Source organism: Pseudomonas sp. KH_024_B2 (assembly GCF_057839965.1).
In genome coordinates, this window is record NZ_JBYQPS010000002.1 from 513,582 (window position 1) to 529,750 (window position 16,169).

Below are 16,169 nucleotides of genomic sequence, written 5' to 3' on the forward strand. Positions count from 1 at the left end.
GGGGAGTTGATCTCGCTTTGTTATGTGCAAATATCCCACCCTATCTATGCTCTAAGGATTTCGGAGTCGCACTCTTAGGTTGTTTTCTATTTGTTTTGATTTTAGTTAAAGTCTTACTAAAAACACTTCCCCGATTTGTGGTCTATTAGTTTACTTTACGCATTATATTTTGGAAATGTAAGTCGAAAGACTGTCGGATGACCCGACATACTTTTGACCTCTGCCGTTCCTTGGTGAAGACTCATGATGGATCGGACAATGGCCAACCCTAATCCAGTACCACCTTCAGCTCGTGAGCGACTGTTATCTACACGATAGAAACGATCGAAAATATGGAACAAGTGCTGGTGCTCAATTCCTACCCCAGGATTACTTATTGATAGTGAGACTTTTTCAGTTTGCGTTTCAATCGCTATAGCAATGGACTGCCCTGCTGGGCAGTGACGAATGGCATTTGATAAAAGATTGGAAATAGCCCGTTGAATCATGAGTCGATCACCTAAAACTTTGCCCCATCCGCTGACAGTTATACCAACGCTCTTTTCCTCAGCCGATAGAGAAAAAAGGTCGATGACTTTTAGCGCTTCATCCTCTAGTAAAATGCTTTCAAACGGCACGAGTGCAGCCGGATGACTTACTTGGGCCAAGAAAAGCATGTCTGAAACAATTCTGGTGATTCGTCCTAGTTCCTCGGTGCATGACTCTAAAACAGCCTTGTACTCTTTTGCCGGGCGTTCTCGAGAAAGTGTTACCTGAGCTTTCCCCATAAGGTTCGTAATCGGTGACCGCAGCTCATGCGCCAAGTCATCAGAAAATTGCGATAGTTGTTGAACTCCGCCGTCAAGACGGTGCAGCATGAAGTTTATACCGTGAGCAAGCTCACTGAGTTCTTGGGGCATCTTGACAACTGAGAGTCGATGACTTAAATCCTGGGCCGACACCATTGCTGCAACTTTCCGGAATTCCCGGAGGGGGGATAAGCCTCGTTGCACAATAGCCCAGGCGCTGAAACCAATCAGAATCAGCAACAGTGGAACCGCTACAATGGTCGAACTCAGGTAGGCGCTCAATAGCGTTTCATCATTCGAGCGATCAATAGACAGTAGGACCGATACGAACTCACCATCCTTTAATTTCATGAGCTTAGAGGCGGTGAGGATGTGGATTCCGGACTCTTCGGCTGGGGAGTAGTACGACAGCTTATTACTGGCGGCTGTTCCGGCTTGATTCGTAGATACTTCAGGTATATCTGCTCCAAAACTCAGCAGAGGTTCACTCATGTTGTCATCATCAAAGATGGTCAGGTTAAGATTGTCGTGTCCCAGCACTTGATCTAATAGCACGTGTGGTTTTAAACTCATGTCACGGGTACTGATATCCATCAGTAGACTGTGCTCAATCTGACTCATCTTCTTCTCTAAGCTATTTTTTGCGCGCGAATCAAGTTCGTGAGTAAGCGCTAAAAAAGCTAGTATCGCTAACAGCACTACTAGTACCGCTCCCATAATGCTAACTGTCAACCCCAGCCGCATCGATAGGCTGACCGGTTTCATTTCCTCGCCTCCAATACATAGCCTACGCCACGAAGGGTATGTATTAATTTTGTTTCAAATGGATCATCTATTTTTGCTCTCAATCTTCGTATCGAAACTTCGACAACGTTTGTGTCGCAGTCAAAGTTCATATCCCACACTAAAGAGATAATTTGAGTGCGAGATAACACCTCTCCTGATTGACGCATCAACAGATGAAGCAGCGCGAACTCCTTTGTCGTCAGATCTATGCGTTGCTTTCCGCGGAATGCGCGATGTCTGCCTTGATCAAGTTCAAGGTCAGCGACTTTTAATACCTCTGGAACTGGAACATGTTCGCTGCGACGCATTAAAGTGCGTACTCTTGCAAGCAACTCAGGGAATTCAAATGGCTTGACCAGGTAATCATCGGCTCCCAAATCCAATCCTTTGATTTTGTCTGCCAGACGCCCTCTTGCAGTCAGCATCATTACCCGAGTGCTACTAGTCTGCCGAATATTTTCAAGAACGTCCCAACCGTCAATTTCAGGTAGATTTACGTCTAGTATTACCAGATCATAAGCTTGCTGACGTGCTAGATGGAGTCCATCAGCCCCGGTCGATGCGCAGTCTACAATATAGCCACTTTCAGTCAGGCCTTGATGTAAGTACTCAGCAGTCTTCAGCTCGTCCTCTATCACAAGGATTCGCATAGGATTTCACCCTCTGGTAAATGTATCGGAATGATTGGATGCTCGTTAAACATGGTTTAAGGGCTTTATTAATCTGTATAAATGTTTCGATTCTGGCTACATCTTTAATTTTCTTCGCAATATGGTCTTTTTAAAGCTTTGCAAGGTTCGTCATGTTTCCTTGACCTCCTAAAGTACTAGGGATGGTCTGAAGTAGTTGTGTATTTCTGGCTGACTTCAGCCCCTGCCGATTTTAAAAGCGGCAAATCGATCAAAAACGCTCAGATCACCCGCTTATTTCTGTGTTTTTAGCCGCCGCGAGCACCTCGCGGCAGCCATTTCCCACATTACAGGCGCACCTCTCCTGCATTCGCCAGTAAATGTCGGCGCGCCATCCACAGGTTCGACAGCGCGAACAGCGTCACCAGTTGCGCCGTGTTCTTCGCCAGACCACGGAAGCGCACCTTCACATAACCGAACTGGCGCTTGATCACCCGGAACGGATGCTCGACCTTGGCTCGTACCTGAGCCTTGGCCTTCTCAATCTTGCGCGCGGCTTTGTACAAAGCACTGCGCTTATCAAGCTTCTTGTAAGTACTACGGCGGGCGGCGATCTGCCAGATGACCTCCCGGCCTTCATGTTCAGGGCGTTTCTCGACGCCGGTGTAACCCGCGTCGGCACCGACCATGTTCTCATCGCCGTGCAGCAGCTTATCGACCTGGGTGACATCGGCCACGTTGGCCGCCGTGCCCACCACGCTGTGCACCAAGCCCGACTCATCATCGACACCGATGTGCGCCTTCATGCCGAAGTAGTACTGGTTACCCTTCTTGGTCTGATGCATTTCCGGGTCGCGCTTACCGTCCTTGTTCTTGGTCGAACTCGGCGCATTGATCAGCGTGGCATCGACGATCGTGCCTTGGCGCAGCGACAGCCCTCGGTCGCCCAGATAGCCATTGATGACAGCCAAGATGCCGGCGGCTAGTTCGTGCTTCTCCAGCAAACGACGGAAGTTGAGGATGGTGGTTTCATCGGGGATACGCTCCAAGCTCAGCCCCGCGAACTGGCGCAGGATGGTGGTCTCGTACAGCGCCTCTTCCATCGCTGGATCGCTGTAACCGAACCAGTTTTGCATCAGGTGCACGCGCAGCATCGCCATCAGCGGATAGGCCGGACGACCGCCTTCACCCTTGGGATAATGCGGCTCGATCAAGGCAATCAAACCCTTCCACGGCACCACCCGATCCATCTCGATCAGGAACAACTCTTTGCGGGTTTGTTTGCGCTTACCGGCGTACTCGGCGTCAGCGAAGGTCATCTGCTTCATGGGGAAACTCAGCGGGTGGAATCCGGGTATTTTGCCAAAATCTGGAAGTCTTCTTCAGAGTTTCCCTAGGTTCGGCTCCCTTTTTTTGTTTCGGGTTGTTTCTTGGTGCGAGCACTTGTTGACTTCATCCTAATGCATTAATTGAGGTTTTTCCGCTGGATAACGTATTTGTAATTTTTCAGTCACCTTGTTGATAGGTGCGGAGAATTACATTTGCCTCATGGGAAATTCTTTTTGTTTTAAAGGTTTTAAGGAATGATGGAATTACTTCGGCGTAGAAAGTTTATTGCTCACCCAATCACGCATAAGACCATGCTAAGAGCAGGTCTCATTTCGATCCTTGCGCTTTTGACTAGTCCTTTGTTTGCGGCGACCGCTCAAATGCTAACAATGGATCAGGCGCTTGAAACCGCTTTTGCCAATAACCCTGATCTGGCGGCCGCTCAATGGGAGACTGGTATTGCTCAGGGAGAGCGACAGCAGGCAGGGTTGATCCCTAACCCTGAGGTTTCCTGGGAGGCTGAAGATACTCGGCGAAACTCGCGCACTACGACGGTAATGATCAACCAGCCGATCGAGCTTGGCGGTAAGCGCGGGGCTAGGATCGAGGTGGCCAGTCGAGCTCAAGACGCGGCCGGTATTGAATTGGACCGCAAACGCAATGTTCTGCGTGCCGATGTCATTCAGGCGTTTTACAGCTCCTCGACGGCTCAGCAAAGGCTGCTGTTATCACGTCAATCACTTGAGCTCGCCGAGCGCGGTTTGCGTGTAGCTCAAGGTCGCATCAAGAGTGGTAAATCCTCACCCGTTGAAGGTACTCGCGCAGAGGTTCAGCTATCAGAAGTGCGTCTGGAGCTGAGGCGGGCTGAGCGGGATGAGGCCAGTGCCTACCAGCGACTCGCTCAGGTCATGGGCGCGCCTTTGCCTGCATTCGTGTCTGTGGGTGATCCAGGCCGGTCGATGCCAACCGTACCGGATTCGTCACTGCTGCTTAATCGCATAGGTGAAACCGCGGAACTACGATTGGCAAAACTGCAAATAGATCAGCGGGAAGCCTCCCTTGGCCTGGAGAAGGCTCAGCGAATTCCCGACCTCACCGTGAGTATCGGGAGCCAATACGACGAGCGCGAGCGCGAGCGGGTGAATGTCGTGGGGCTGTCTATGCCCATCCCATTGTTTAACCGTAACCAGGGCAACGTACTAGCCGCTGCCCGCCGTACCGATCAAGCCCGCGACCTTCGTAACGCCAGTGAGTTACGCCTGCGCACAGAAATCCAGACCACCCTGGATCAGTGGATGACGGCTAACACTGAAGTCGCGTCGTTCAATCAAACCATCCTGCCTGCCGCGAAAAGTGCCGTCGACACCGCTACCCGAGGTTTCGAAATGGGCAAGTTTAACTTCCTCGACGTACTCGATGCTCAGCGCACCTTGATTAGCGCCCGCACGCAATACATCCAGGCTATCGCCGAGGCGACAGACGCCTGGGTGCGCATCGAGCGAATTTTCGGAGATGTCGCCCTTCTCACTCGCACTCCGTGAATTTCATATAACGCTTTTTTTACCGCTGCTCAGCATCGCAATACCACGGTAATCCGTGACTGCCGACTGGGCTGCGCAGGGAGTTTCCATGGATAAAAAACTAATTCTCGTCACTGCACTGACCTTGACGTTGGGTATAGGCATCGGCTCGTTGTGGATGGGCAGCCCATCGGTGCCCTCAGCCGAGGCTCAGGCTCAGGCTCAGGCTCAGGAGGGCAAAGGCCATGACGATCACGGCGATGAAACTACTGGCAAAAAATCAGCCGAGGGCGAACACGCCGAAGGCGAAGCGGAAGAAGGTCACTTGACTCTGAGCGAAGAGCAGATCAGCTCAGCCGGCATCCAGTTGGTCGAAGCCAAGGCGCAGAGTATTAGCCTTTCATTGCCCTTTCCTGGAGAAATCCGTTTTGATGAAGACCGCACTGCACATGTGGTGCCCCGTGTACCCGGTGTCGTCGAGTCGGTCCATGTCAATCTTGGTCAACCGGTGAAAAAAGGCCAGTTGCTGGCCGTGATCGCCAGCCAACAAATTTCTGATCAGCGTAGTGAACAAGCCGCGGCGCAACGTCGTCTTGAGTTGGCCCGTACTACCTACGAGCGAGAGCGACAGTTATGGCAGGACAAAATCTCTGCCGAACAGGATTTCCTGCAAGCCCGCCAGGCTTTGCAAGAAGCCGAAATCGCCCTCAGCAATGCTCGACAAAAAATCAGCGTACTCAGTGGCAGCTCGGTCACCAGCGGGGGTAACCGATATGAATTGCGTGCGCCGTTTGACGGGGTTGTCGTTGAGAAACACTTGGGCCTCGGTGAGGTTGTCAGCGAAACCACTAATGCCTTCACCCTCTCCGACTTGTCGCGTGTGTGGGTGACCTTTGGTGTCTCGCCAAAGGATTTAAACAAGGTACTGGTGGGCAAGTCGGTCACGGTCAGTGCGTCGGAACTGAATGCCGAAGTCACTGGAACCGTGGCCTATGTCGGCAGTTTGTTGGGCGAGCAAACTCGTACAGCCACGGTCCGCGTGACCTTGGCCAATCCACAAGGTGCATGGCGTCCCGGGCTATTCGTGACCGTGCAGGTTGACACTGATACTCGGCAAACAAAGGTCGCAGTACCAGAAGCGGCTATCCAGACGGTCGAGGACACGCAAACTGTTTTCGTTCGAACGGACGACGGGTTTAAAGCTCAGCCAGTGGAGACAGGTGGCCGTTCGGCGGGTCTGGTCGAGATCACGGAGGGCCTGGAGCCCGGTGTTCAAGTCGCCGCTGCCGGCAGTTTCATTCTGAAATCAGAACTGGGTAAAGCCTCGGCTGAACACGCCCACTGATCCGCCACTTCCACGAGAAGGTTCTCATGTTCGAACGCCTGATCCAATTTGCCATCGAGCAGCGCATCATCGTGCTGCTCGCGGTTCTCCTCATGGCCGGCCTCGGTATAGCCAGCTACCAGAAGCTGCCGATCGACGCCGTTCCCGATATCACCAACGTCCAGGTGCAAATCAACACAGGGGCAGCAGGTTTTTCACCACTGGAAACCGAGCAGCGCATCACGTTTCCCATCGAAACTGCAATGGCTGGTTTGCCGGCTCTAGAACAAACTCGCTCGCTGTCACGCTCGGGTTTGTCGCAAGTCACAGTGATCTTCAAGGAAGGCACTGACCTGTTCTTCGCCCGACAATTGGTCAACGAACGGTTGCAGGTGGCCAAGGAGCAACTACCCGAGGGGGTGGAAGCCGTCATGGGGCCGATCTCAACCGGTCTGGGTGAAATTTTCCTGTGGACGGTCGAGGCTGAAGAAGGTGCCGTCAAGGAGGACGGCAGTCCCTATACGCCGACCGACCTGAGGGTGATCCAAGACTGGATCATCAAGCCTCAGCTGCGCAATGTTCCCGGGGTCGCCGAAATCAATACCATTGGCGGGTTCGCCAAGGAGTACCAGATTGCGCCCGATCCAAAACGCTTGGCGGCTTACAAGCTTACGCTGACTGACCTTGTTACAGCGCTGGAGCGCAACAACGCCAACGTCGGTGCCGGTTACATCGAGCACAGTGGCGAACAGTTACTGATTCGCGCACCTGGCCAAGTAGCGACCACCGAAGATATCGCCAATATCGTCATGGCCAACGTCGACGGTACGCCCATCCGTGTCAAGAACGTCGCAACCGTGGACATCGGCCGTGAATTGCGCACGGGGGCAGCGACCGAAAACGGTCGTGAAGTGGTGCTCGGCACAGTGTTCATGCTGATCGGTGAGAATAGCCGCACCGTGGCCCAAGCCGTTGCTAGCAAGCTTGAGCAAATCAACCGCTCACTGCCAAAAGGGGTGGTGGCAGTCACCGTCTATGACCGTACCAATTTGGTGGACAAGGCAATTGCCACCGTTAAGAAGAACTTGATTGAAGGTGCGATCCTGGTGATCGCGATTCTGTTCCTGTTCCTTGGCAACATTCGCGCGGCTCTGATTACTGCCATGGTGATCCCGCTCGCGATGCTATTCACATTCACTGGCATGTTTACCAACAAGGTCAGCGCCAACCTGATGAGCCTCGGAGCGTTGGACTTTGGCATCATCGTTGATGGCGCGGTGGTCATTGTCGAAAACGCCATCCGTCGTCTGGCCCATGCACAGCAACACCACGGACGCATCCTCACCCGCTCCGAACGCTTTCACGAAGTGTTCGCGGCGGCCAAGGAAGCACGCCGACCGCTGATTTTCGGCCAGTTGATCATCATGGTCGTGTACCTACCGATTTTTGCCCTCACCGGCGTCGAAGGAAAAATGTTTCATCCGATGGCGTTTACTGTGGTGATTGCCTTGCTCGGCGCGATGCTGTTGTCGGTGACCTTTGTCCCGGCGGCGATTGCGATGTTCGTCACCGGTAAGGTCAAGGAAGAAGAGAACATCATCATGCGTAGCGCCCGTCGGGTGTATGCGCCAGCGCTAGAATGGGTCATGGGCCATCGATCAATGGCATTCGCCATAGCACTAGCCGTTATCGCGGTGTGCGGTGTGGTCGCCAGTCGAATGGGCAGCGAGTTTGTGCCGAGCCTCAGTGAAGGGGATTTCGCGTTGCAAGCACTGCGTGTACCAGGTACCAGCCTGACGCAATCGGTAGAAATGCAGCAACGTCTGGAAAGACTTGTGTTAGCAAAGGTACCGGAGGTCAAGCGGATGTTTGCTCGTACTGGTACAGCAGAAATTGCCTCAGACCCAATGCCACCAAACATCTCTGACAGCTACGTGATGCTCAAGCCGAAGAATCAATGGCCTGATCCGAATAAATCCAGGGAGGCGTTGATAGCCGATATCCAAAAAGCTACAGCCGCCATGCCCGGAAGCAACTATGAGCTTTCTCAGCCTATTCAATTGCGTTTTAACGAGCTGATTTCAGGCGTACGCAGTGATGTGGCAGTGAAGGTCTTCGGTGATGACATGGCGGTGCTTAACAGCACCGCTGCAAAAATTGCCGCGTCCATGCAGAAGATCAATGGTGCCTCCGAGGTCAAAGTCGAGCAAACGTCGGGACTGCCGGTACTGACCATCAACATCGACCGTGACAAAGCCGCCCGTTACGGACTGAACGTTGGCGACGTACAAGACACCATTGCGGTGGCGGTCGGTGGTCGTCAAGCCGGTACGATGTATGAGGGAGACCGCCGATTCGACATGGTGGTGCGTTTATCCGACGCCATGCGTAAGGATCTCGAGGGATTGTCCACACTGCTAATCCCGGTACCGGCGCTGCTTAACACCAATGCCGATCAGATCGGGTTTATTGCTCTTTCAGAGGTGGCTAGCCTCGATCTAGTGTTGGGACCTAACCAGGTCAGTCGTGAAAACGGCAAACGTCTGGTGATCGTCAGCGCCAACGTGCGTGGGCGTGATATCGGCTCATTTGTACAGGAGGCCAGTAGCGCCATTGATAAAGAAGTGCAGATCCCGGCCGGTTACTGGACCAACTGGGGAGGACAGTTCGAGCAGCTCCAATCCGCTGCCAAGCGACTACAGATTGTAGTCCCGGTGGCCCTGCTCTTGGTGTTCGCACTCTTGTTCATGATGTTCAACAACCTCAAGGATGGCCTATTGGTGTTCACCGGTATTCCATTCGCGTTGACGGGGGGAGTCATGGCTTTATGGCTCCGAGACATCCCGCTGTCGATCTCGGCAGGTGTTGGTTTCATCGCGTTGTCGGGCGTGGCGGTGCTGAATGGTCTGGTGATGATTGCGTTCATCCGCAATCTTCGGGAGGAAGGACATTCGTTGAGTTCCGCAATCAATGAAGGGGCTCTTACCCGGTTGCGCCCAGTGTTGATGACAGCTCTGGTGGCCTCTCTTGGCTTTATTCCGATGGCACTGGCCACCGGAACGGGGGCAGAGGTCCAGAGACCCCTGGCTACCGTGGTGATCGGGGGCATCCTATCCTCAACTGCGTTGACCCTGCTGATATTGCCTGCGCTTTATCAATGGGCGCACCGCCGAGACGAGGAAGAAGCCGAAGACGAAGACGATAAAATAGAAGCCGTATAATTCTTTAGTTTTAAAAGCCCACTATCGAGATTCGATAGTGGGCTTTTTTATGTGAGCTACATAACGAATCTGTAATCTTGGCGCCACCGTGTTGATAGGTTCGAATTGATACCCTACTAGCGTTAACTATATGAGGTGTCAGTATGAAAATTGCTCAAATCTGCGCTCTTGCGGGTGCTTTAATCCTTTCTTCAGTTGCTTTAGCCGAAGGTGGGGGGGACAGAACCTTCGAAAAAATGATGGCGGCGCGAGATGTGGCAATGGAGGCATATGTTGCTAGAGAAGGGAAGAGCGTTCCCGTGGTTTCAAGTGATGCTAAAGATGAGACAGGTAAAATGTAGTAGTACTGCGTATAAAAAACCGCTTCCGGTTTCCGGCGGCGGTTTTTTTTACGGCTTTATTACACATTCGTAACCTAGCCGCCACGCCATCGCAATGTTCGAATTGATATCCTTGTAACAGTTAATATATGAGGTACTAAATATGAAGTTCATGAGTATTATTACTTTCGCTGGAGCTCTGACGTTATCCTCTCTCGTACTGGCGGAAGGGGGAGGAGACAAAGCCTTTGAAAAGATGATGGTGGCGAATGCTAAAGCCATGGAGCAGTATGCAATTAGCCAGGGGAAAAGCGCCCCTGTGTCGAAAGAATACGAGTACGGGATGAAGGTGGATGTTGTGAAGGTTATCAGTGTGGTGCGGCCTGCAAAAGTCTGCGCAGTGGTGCCCGCCGCAATGACCTATGAAGATTCAAAAGGACAGCTAAATACAATTAGGTACACTGTGGCTGGAGAGTGTCGTAAACGAGGCGGCTAGCAGCTATGCTGCTGTCAGAGGGATTTATAACGCTCGATTAACCTCAACACTTAGAGGTATCGGGCGTTTTTTATATGCTCGTGTTTTAACGGATCGAGTAGGAGGCGGATTTACATCCGCCGTCCTCTCACACCACCGTACGTACGGATCCGTATACGGCGGTTCAAGCTATGCGGCTAAGCCGGTTTATCGTATCCAGTACCGAGACCAACCCAAGTTGATCCCATAGCTTCTTCGGCAGCGCCTGATTCATATGAGATGCTCCCGAGCTCCACCATGGGCCTCGGCCATTGAAGGCTGATTTGCAGGTGCGAGCTTCGCTAAGCCCCAGGCGCATCAAGTTACGTGCCCTCGTTGAGGGCCGCTTCCATTGACGCCAGACGACGCAGCGAAGTTTGCGTCGTACCCAGCCGTCAATTTCCTCAAGTGGCCGTTTGCTCTGACTGAGCTTGAAATAGCCTGCCCACCCGCGCAGCACAGGGTTTATTCGTTCGATGACATTCGCCATCTTGTGGCCCCGCGCCCCGCGCAGCAGGTCTCTTAACCGGTCGTGCAAGCGACCCAGACTCATCGTCGCCACTCTCAGCCTCGGTTGCTGATGCCAGCTCATCCCATAACCCAGATAGTCGCAGACCCAAGGCCGTGCTACGTGGCTCTTTTCCCGGTTCAGCGTCAGTTTCAGGCGCTGATTCAGGAAACGCTCAACACCGGCCATCACCCGCGTGCCAGCTCGCTGACTGCGCACATAGATGTTCGCGTCGTCGGCATAACGCACGAAGCGATGGCCTCGCCGTTCCAGTTCGCGGTCGAGTTCGTTGAGCAGGATGTTCGACAGCAACGGCGAGAGCGGGCCGCCTTGATACGCACGCCTAAGGTTGGCCGGTACAAGCACCTGCTCCATCAGCGTGTCCGGCTCCGCGTTCGTCCACGTCACAGACGCCGCCGATACCTGTGCGCTGTCAGCCGTCATCCTCGGATACTGTCCGGGACTCGGAGTAACAGTCTTCTCTTGGAGAAATTTCTGCATTTCGGTATTCAACGAGACTTTGACGCCTACTGGCGGCATAACTTGTTCGGCCCTTGGTGACGGGTTTATTCGCCACTTACTACGGCCTCGGCTGACTTCTGCACGTTCATCCCGTCGCCTCTCGACGCTCGGTAGCACTGTGGCAAACGTGCAGATCTCCCAGGGTAATTCGCGCGACCTTCCTGCTTATGCCTGTCGGATCTACGTCGCAGCGTCCCGTGCAAGTATTGGGCTTTAGGGAAACACGCCCCTTTACCCCGCTGCGCCGCCTCTATCCGCTTGCTGTTCGTCAGGCCAGCATTTTGCCTCGGGCTTCCTTCAGATTCGCGGTCACCCGCGACACCCTTGCCTCTGGCTAACACTTCCCCTTGCCGGGTGTGTAGAGGACTTTCACCTCCAAGTCACCAGCGAGGCCACACAGCCAAGCTGGTTGCGCTTGCGCGCAACGCGCCATGCCTGGCGCACGCATAAAAAAGACGTCCCGAGGGACGTCTTAAAAATTCACCTTTTTCCAAAGGAGCTTCTAAAGGTGAGCTTGGAGCTTTAACTGAACAGCAATGAGTTTCAGATTTTCACAGACTAGCTACTTGTCTATAGGAATCCAACCAGATGCGCTAGCTAGGTTCCTATTAACTCCCACTCACTATAAGCAATTTAAGTTAACGTGGAGATGATTGAAAAATTACATTTTTGAAATCTTTCTATCGAAAACGGGATATTCGTCAAGAACGAATCATCCCGTTCAGGTATTACAGAATCGCTAGTGGGTACTCAACAATCACACGGACTTCATCCAAATCCGATTCAAATGCGGTTGCACGGGTGTTCGCTTGCCGCAAGCGGAAAGACATATCTTTCAAGGAACCTGTCTGAACGACGTATTTTACTTCGATGTCGCGCTCCCAACGTTTCTGATCGGTCAACGGGTTCCCGTCCGCATCGCGCCGCATGTATGTTGCGTTAGCGTTGGAGTAGTCAGCGTCGGTGCCACGACCATAACGTGTCATAAACGACAAGCCGGGTACGCCATACGAGCTCATGTCGAGGTCGTAACGAACCATCCATGAACGTTCTTTTGGCGAGTTGAAGTCGCTGTACTGGATTGAGTTGTCGAGAAAGATGGAATCCGACTGACGCAGATAGTCGAAGTCGTCGTTACCATTATTTCGCTGGTGAGAAAGTGCAAGTGAGTGCGCACCATACTTCACGCCAATTTTAGCGCTCCAAATATTGTTGTCGAACTCGCCCAGCAGTTTTTTCCCTTCGTCAACTGCCTTATAGTAATTCACACCGCCGAATACGGAAAGCTCATCAGACAAGGAGTAGTTCAACCCGGTGCCAGCATAGTATTGATTCCAGGCGTCTTTGAGACGGCTGGAGTAAAGACTAACGATGACATTCTTGTTCACAGTGTAGTCGCCACCGAAATAGCCGACCCAAGGCGAATTAACGGGGCCCGCATAGAAGGTCGCGAAATTGTCGCGCATATTGCTGGAGACTGGTTGACTCATAGCATGCAGGCGACCACCCTGAACAGTCAGTCCTTCGATGCTGGTATTGGTCGCGGTCACACCCCGGAAACTTTCCGGTAGAAGCCTTGAGTCGCCAGACGCCACGACAGGGTTGGCGGGAAATACATCACCGACTTTCACCACAGTGTCAAAAGCGCGAACTTTGGCCGCGCCACCGACTTTCGTGTATTCATCTCGAGCTTCGCCGTCACCGTTGACAGGTAGTACATCGAACGAGCTACGACCGCCATTACGACCGTCACCCGTATCAAGCTTCAACCCGATCATCGCGAAAGCATCGACACCCACGCCAACAGTGCCTTGAGTAAATCCGGATTCGAACTTACTGATAATCGCATGCGACCAGGCTTCGGAGTAGCCATTGCCCGTGGGGCTTGATTGACCGTTACGATGATCACGATTGAAGTAGAAATTTCGATTGAGCACGGTAAGGCTGCTGTCTTCGATAAACCCCCCAGTCTTTTCCTCCGCAAACACTATAGAAGGCCCAGAACTGACAACCAACGCCAAAGCGGCCATCGAAAATTTCGTATTGTTATCCATTAATCACTCCTTAGGTTCGGCAGAACTAGAAAGCTCTTCGGCTGGAATTATTGTTTACGGGAGCAGTTTCTGCCCCCGTATCGTCGCCGACTTGTATCGTTGCAATTTGAAGATAACGGGGAGATGATTGAACAATTACAATTCTGTAATGTTCGCCTGTTTTTTCAAAATTAACTTTTTCGGCATGCCCCCAACCGATGGGTGGCTCTACCTTTACTAGGGCTTTTCTCAGGAGTACTCTTAACCAGCAGCACGAATCAACACCTGAAAGTGCGCATGCTCAGGAGCTGAAACCAGTTCTCGATGCATCGTCACAGCGAAGTCGAACCGAGATTGTTTATATTTTTGGCTCACCTGACCAATCTGACCATCACACAGCCTTATATGATTCAAGCAGTGACCGCGGTCAAGTTGGGATGCGGCAATAGCTGTACCCGGAAGGCGCTCGCCGCTAACCAAAATGAGACAGCGATAGCGGAAATATTCAGGATGTAGTGTTGTGGAGGTTTCCCATCCGCTTGTTCAAAAAACCGAGTATTTTTTAATACTGCTGGAGTTGTTTCTTTTGGACTTTATCAGCCAGTCCCTATTACGGCGCATACTGGTCAAGTTACATGCAAACGAATGTCTGCAAGAAAACAACTGGCTGGTCAGTGGTATTGCATAGGGAGCAAGAGCAGTGTAATGAAGCACGTTCTTTAACGATACGATAGTTACTGGATGGGTTTGACCGAGACCACATCGAAATATTTGAATTTCTTCTTTTTAGCTTCATTTTTTGCATCTTGTTCCGCGACAAGAGTACTCAGCGTGTTCGCATCATAAATGAATACGCTCACGTCGCCTTCGAAGTCCTTGGTAACATGCAGTGTCACCCTCAGCTTCGGTGATAGCGGTTTAGAGTTTAGTCGGGACGTTGGACTCGGCTGCGGCTTTGCGAGTACTACGGGGTCGGATTGTTTTGGGGAGCCGAATAGCGCCAAGCGCATATCCTCCTCATTCAGTTCATCGCTCATCTGGGATTTCTCGTCGCTAATGTAAGACGCGGGACCTTCAATACGTAGACTACGTGGCAACCTCCTGCTGACCGCCAACTGTGATGGCCTCAGGAGTTTCAAATGGTGGGTTTTCCTCTCTTAACGTTTATCACTGAACGATTGAAAACGACGTGGCCGAGGGATAAGCCAGATTTCCCGCAAAGCGCTGCCTTTATGAAAACCGCCGCACGCTCCAGCTCCGTTGAGGATGCTGCGTGCTCAGCCGCCACCTGTTTGTTGCGAGCATAAATTTTTTCCTCGAGCAATTGAAGACAGCGTGGATCATTATTCAACAGTTTGAACTTACTAATCCAATTTCACCTTAAAATTTTCCATAGAAATGAGGCAAAGCCTTTACGGGCTGAGAAAGTTCGGGACTACGTTGAGCGCGGAAAACACGACCGATAGGATGGTCATCAATAGCCATACGAAATCGTCCCAGTATTTTATCGAGGCCAGCAGCAAAGCCCCGACGATTGGCAGCAAGGACAGCCCCTTCAGCAAGCGAAAGGTCCCAGTTAGCGTTCGGCCCTGCTTGTCGACCTGGTCGATGGTGATCCTGAGCAAGCCCTGAAGTTTTGGGGGATAGGTTTTTATCTTGTCCTTAAAATCATCGAAGATGACATTGAAACTGTGTAGCAGGCGCTCTGTTTGCAGCATTTGATTGTGCAAGATCGCAAGCAGAACCACAGAGACCACTGCCAGCCCAAGGACAAGAATAAAACCTTCGAATTTTGAGGTTGTTTTCTCCAGCACAACCAGACCCGCCAACGATATCGGCAGGGCAAGCATCTTGCCCGCGATGTCGCCCAGTACCCCGCTAAGCTTAGTGCCATAGTCGATTTCAGCCTGGGCCACCTCGCGCCGGGCTCTCTCAAACGAGAAGCTATAGACGTAGGTTTGCAGATTCGCACGGTACGTGGCGAGGACCTCCCGCCACTCCCGCACGATCACCAAGAACAGATTCGGCTCGCTCTCAAACTTCTCGATGACGCTCGCCACCGCCATCCGAATCATCAATTTTCGTTCGGAGAGGTGCGCCTTGTTTTCGTTTTTTCGATTGAGTATTTCTTCCAACAAGCTCAGGTGGTTGAGCTCATAGTCAAGAACCTTGACGTCAACCTGGGTAGGCAACAGAAAAGTTCTCGGAGGCTTAGCCCCATCAGGAGGCAAGGCAAAAAACAGGTTATAACCATCTGGACTGCTGTCTTTGTCGACGCCGATCGCTAGCAGTGCAAGCAGCTCGATCAGCCGGCAGACGCGCCTGAGCGCCTTAATCGCCGAAGGTTCGGTGTCATCACTATCCGCCCAACTGAGCTCAACAATGTACACGTTACTCGGAAATTGGCCCTTGCCCAATGAGCCATTGCGAGCGACAAACTCGCCTAAGTTCGGGTAGAACCGGCCCGACTCGTTCGATGGCAAGCGAAACTCAATATCGAGAGAGTCAGCTTCTTCAGAGCAATGCTCGAACTTGCCATAGGCTGCGGGCAGGTCATCACACATTCGCAACGCACCGATAATGTCGGGCGTTGGCCTCCCCTCATAGCGGATGACCCCATCCTCAATGGTGGGCGCTCCGAGGGCACGGTAGAGAGCTACCACATTGGAAAACAT

The 16,169-nt window shown here is 52.2% G+C and carries 12 protein-coding genes; 5 read left to right on the forward strand and 7 right to left on the reverse strand.

Annotated features, from left to right (window positions below; translation table 11 throughout):
• Positions 1-155: 155 nt before the first annotated feature.
• The 3 genes from AC3I0A_RS29675 to AC3I0A_RS29685 form a co-directional block, all read right to left on the reverse strand.
• Positions 156-1,553 (reverse strand): heavy metal sensor histidine kinase, encoded by a 1,398-nt coding sequence (locus AC3I0A_RS29675; protein WP_017341674.1) that lies wholly within the window; start codon positions 1,551-1,553, stop codon positions 156-158.
• Complete coding sequence (locus AC3I0A_RS29680) at positions 1,550-2,224, reverse strand: heavy metal response regulator transcription factor (protein WP_017341675.1); 675 nt, start codon at positions 2,222-2,224, stop codon at positions 1,550-1,552. Before AC3I0A_RS29680 ends, AC3I0A_RS29675 begins: the two co-directional genes overlap by 4 nt.
• Before the next feature lie 326 nt (positions 2,225-2,550).
• Complete coding sequence (locus tag AC3I0A_RS29685) at positions 2,551-3,531, reverse strand: IS5-like element ISPre1 family transposase (protein WP_011077862.1); 981 nt, start codon at positions 3,529-3,531, stop codon at positions 2,551-2,553.
• 255 nt (positions 3,532-3,786) lie between these two features.
• On the opposite strand from AC3I0A_RS29685, the gene AC3I0A_RS29690 reads away from it, so the two are divergent.
• The 5 genes from AC3I0A_RS29690 to AC3I0A_RS29710 all read left to right on the forward strand — a co-directional run bounded on the left by AC3I0A_RS29690 (position 3,787) and on the right by AC3I0A_RS29710 (position 10,413).
• Entirely contained in the window at positions 3,787-5,073 is a 1,287-nt protein-coding gene (locus AC3I0A_RS29690; RefSeq protein ID WP_017341676.1) for a TolC family protein, read from the forward strand.
• An 88-nt stretch (positions 5,074-5,161) separates the two neighbouring features.
• Complete coding sequence (locus tag AC3I0A_RS29695) at positions 5,162-6,397, forward strand: efflux RND transporter periplasmic adaptor subunit (RefSeq protein ID WP_017341677.1); 1,236 nt, start codon at positions 5,162-5,164, stop codon at positions 6,395-6,397.
• A 26-nt stretch (positions 6,398-6,423) separates the two neighbouring features.
• Positions 6,424-9,597, forward strand: a complete 3,174-nt coding sequence (locus tag AC3I0A_RS29700) for a CusA/CzcA family heavy metal efflux RND transporter (RefSeq protein ID WP_017341678.1) — start codon at positions 6,424-6,426, stop codon at positions 9,595-9,597.
• Positions 9,598-9,740: 143 nt separating this feature from the next.
• The gene (locus tag AC3I0A_RS29705; protein ID WP_017341679.1) at positions 9,741-9,938 is read left to right on the forward strand and encodes a co-regulatory protein PtrA N-terminal domain-containing protein; all 198 of its coding nucleotides are present in this window, start codon (positions 9,741-9,743) and stop codon (positions 9,936-9,938) included.
• Between the two features lie 142 nt (positions 9,939-10,080).
• The gene (locus tag AC3I0A_RS29710; RefSeq protein WP_017341680.1) at positions 10,081-10,413 is read left to right on the forward strand and encodes a DUF2790 domain-containing protein; all 333 of its coding nucleotides are present in this window, start codon (positions 10,081-10,083) and stop codon (positions 10,411-10,413) included.
• Positions 10,414-10,576: 163 nt separating this feature from the next.
• On the opposite strand, the gene AC3I0A_RS29715 is transcribed toward AC3I0A_RS29710, so the two are convergent.
• From AC3I0A_RS29715 to AC3I0A_RS29730, 4 genes are all read right to left on the reverse strand, one after another.
• On the reverse strand, positions 10,577-11,479 hold the full coding sequence (locus AC3I0A_RS29715) for a group II intron maturase-specific domain-containing protein (protein WP_031319199.1): 903 nt from the start codon (positions 11,477-11,479) through the stop codon (positions 10,577-10,579).
• A gap of 710 nt (positions 11,480-12,189) precedes the next feature.
• Positions 12,190-13,515 (reverse strand): OprD family porin, encoded by a 1,326-nt coding sequence (locus AC3I0A_RS29720; RefSeq protein WP_017341682.1) that lies wholly within the window; start codon positions 13,513-13,515, stop codon positions 12,190-12,192.
• Between the two features lie 713 nt (positions 13,516-14,228).
• Positions 14,229-14,531: a hypothetical protein gene (locus tag AC3I0A_RS29725; protein ID WP_017341685.1), complete on the reverse strand. Its 303-nt coding sequence runs from the start codon at positions 14,529-14,531 to the stop codon at positions 14,229-14,231.
• A 375-nt stretch (positions 14,532-14,906) separates the two neighbouring features.
• The gene (locus AC3I0A_RS29730) at positions 14,907-16,169 is read right to left on the reverse strand and encodes a hypothetical protein (RefSeq protein ID WP_017341686.1); all 1,263 of its coding nucleotides are present in this window, start codon (positions 16,167-16,169) and stop codon (positions 14,907-14,909) included.

Coding starts and splice junctions, on each gene's coding strand:
- AC3I0A_RS29675 (WP_017341674.1), bottom strand. CDS start 1,553: ATGAAACCGGTCAGCCTATCGATGCGGCTGGGGTTGACAGTTAGCATT.
- AC3I0A_RS29680 (WP_017341675.1), bottom strand. CDS start 2,224: ATGCGAATCCTTGTGATAGAGGACGAGCTGAAGACTGCTGAGTACTTA.
- AC3I0A_RS29685 (WP_011077862.1), bottom strand. CDS start 3,531: ATGAAGCAGATGACCTTCGCTGACGCCGAGTACGCCGGTAAGCGCAAA.
- AC3I0A_RS29690 (WP_017341676.1), top strand. CDS start 3,787: ATGATGGAATTACTTCGGCGTAGAAAGTTTATTGCTCACCCAATCACG.
- AC3I0A_RS29695 (WP_017341677.1), top strand. CDS start 5,162: ATGGATAAAAAACTAATTCTCGTCACTGCACTGACCTTGACGTTGGGT.
- AC3I0A_RS29700 (WP_017341678.1), top strand. CDS start 6,424: ATGTTCGAACGCCTGATCCAATTTGCCATCGAGCAGCGCATCATCGTG.
- AC3I0A_RS29705 (WP_017341679.1), top strand. CDS start 9,741: ATGAAAATTGCTCAAATCTGCGCTCTTGCGGGTGCTTTAATCCTTTCT.
- AC3I0A_RS29710 (WP_017341680.1), top strand. CDS start 10,081: ATGAAGTTCATGAGTATTATTACTTTCGCTGGAGCTCTGACGTTATCC.
- AC3I0A_RS29715 (WP_031319199.1), bottom strand. CDS start 11,479: ATGCCGCCAGTAGGCGTCAAAGTCTCGTTGAATACCGAAATGCAGAAA.
- AC3I0A_RS29720 (WP_017341682.1), bottom strand. CDS start 13,515: ATGGATAACAATACGAAATTTTCGATGGCCGCTTTGGCGTTGGTTGTC.
- AC3I0A_RS29725 (WP_017341685.1), bottom strand. CDS start 14,531: ATGAGCGATGAACTGAATGAGGAGGATATGCGCTTGGCGCTATTCGGC.
- AC3I0A_RS29730 (WP_017341686.1), bottom strand. CDS start 16,169: ATGTTTTCCAATGTGGTAGCTCTCTACCGTGCCCTCGGAGCGCCCACC.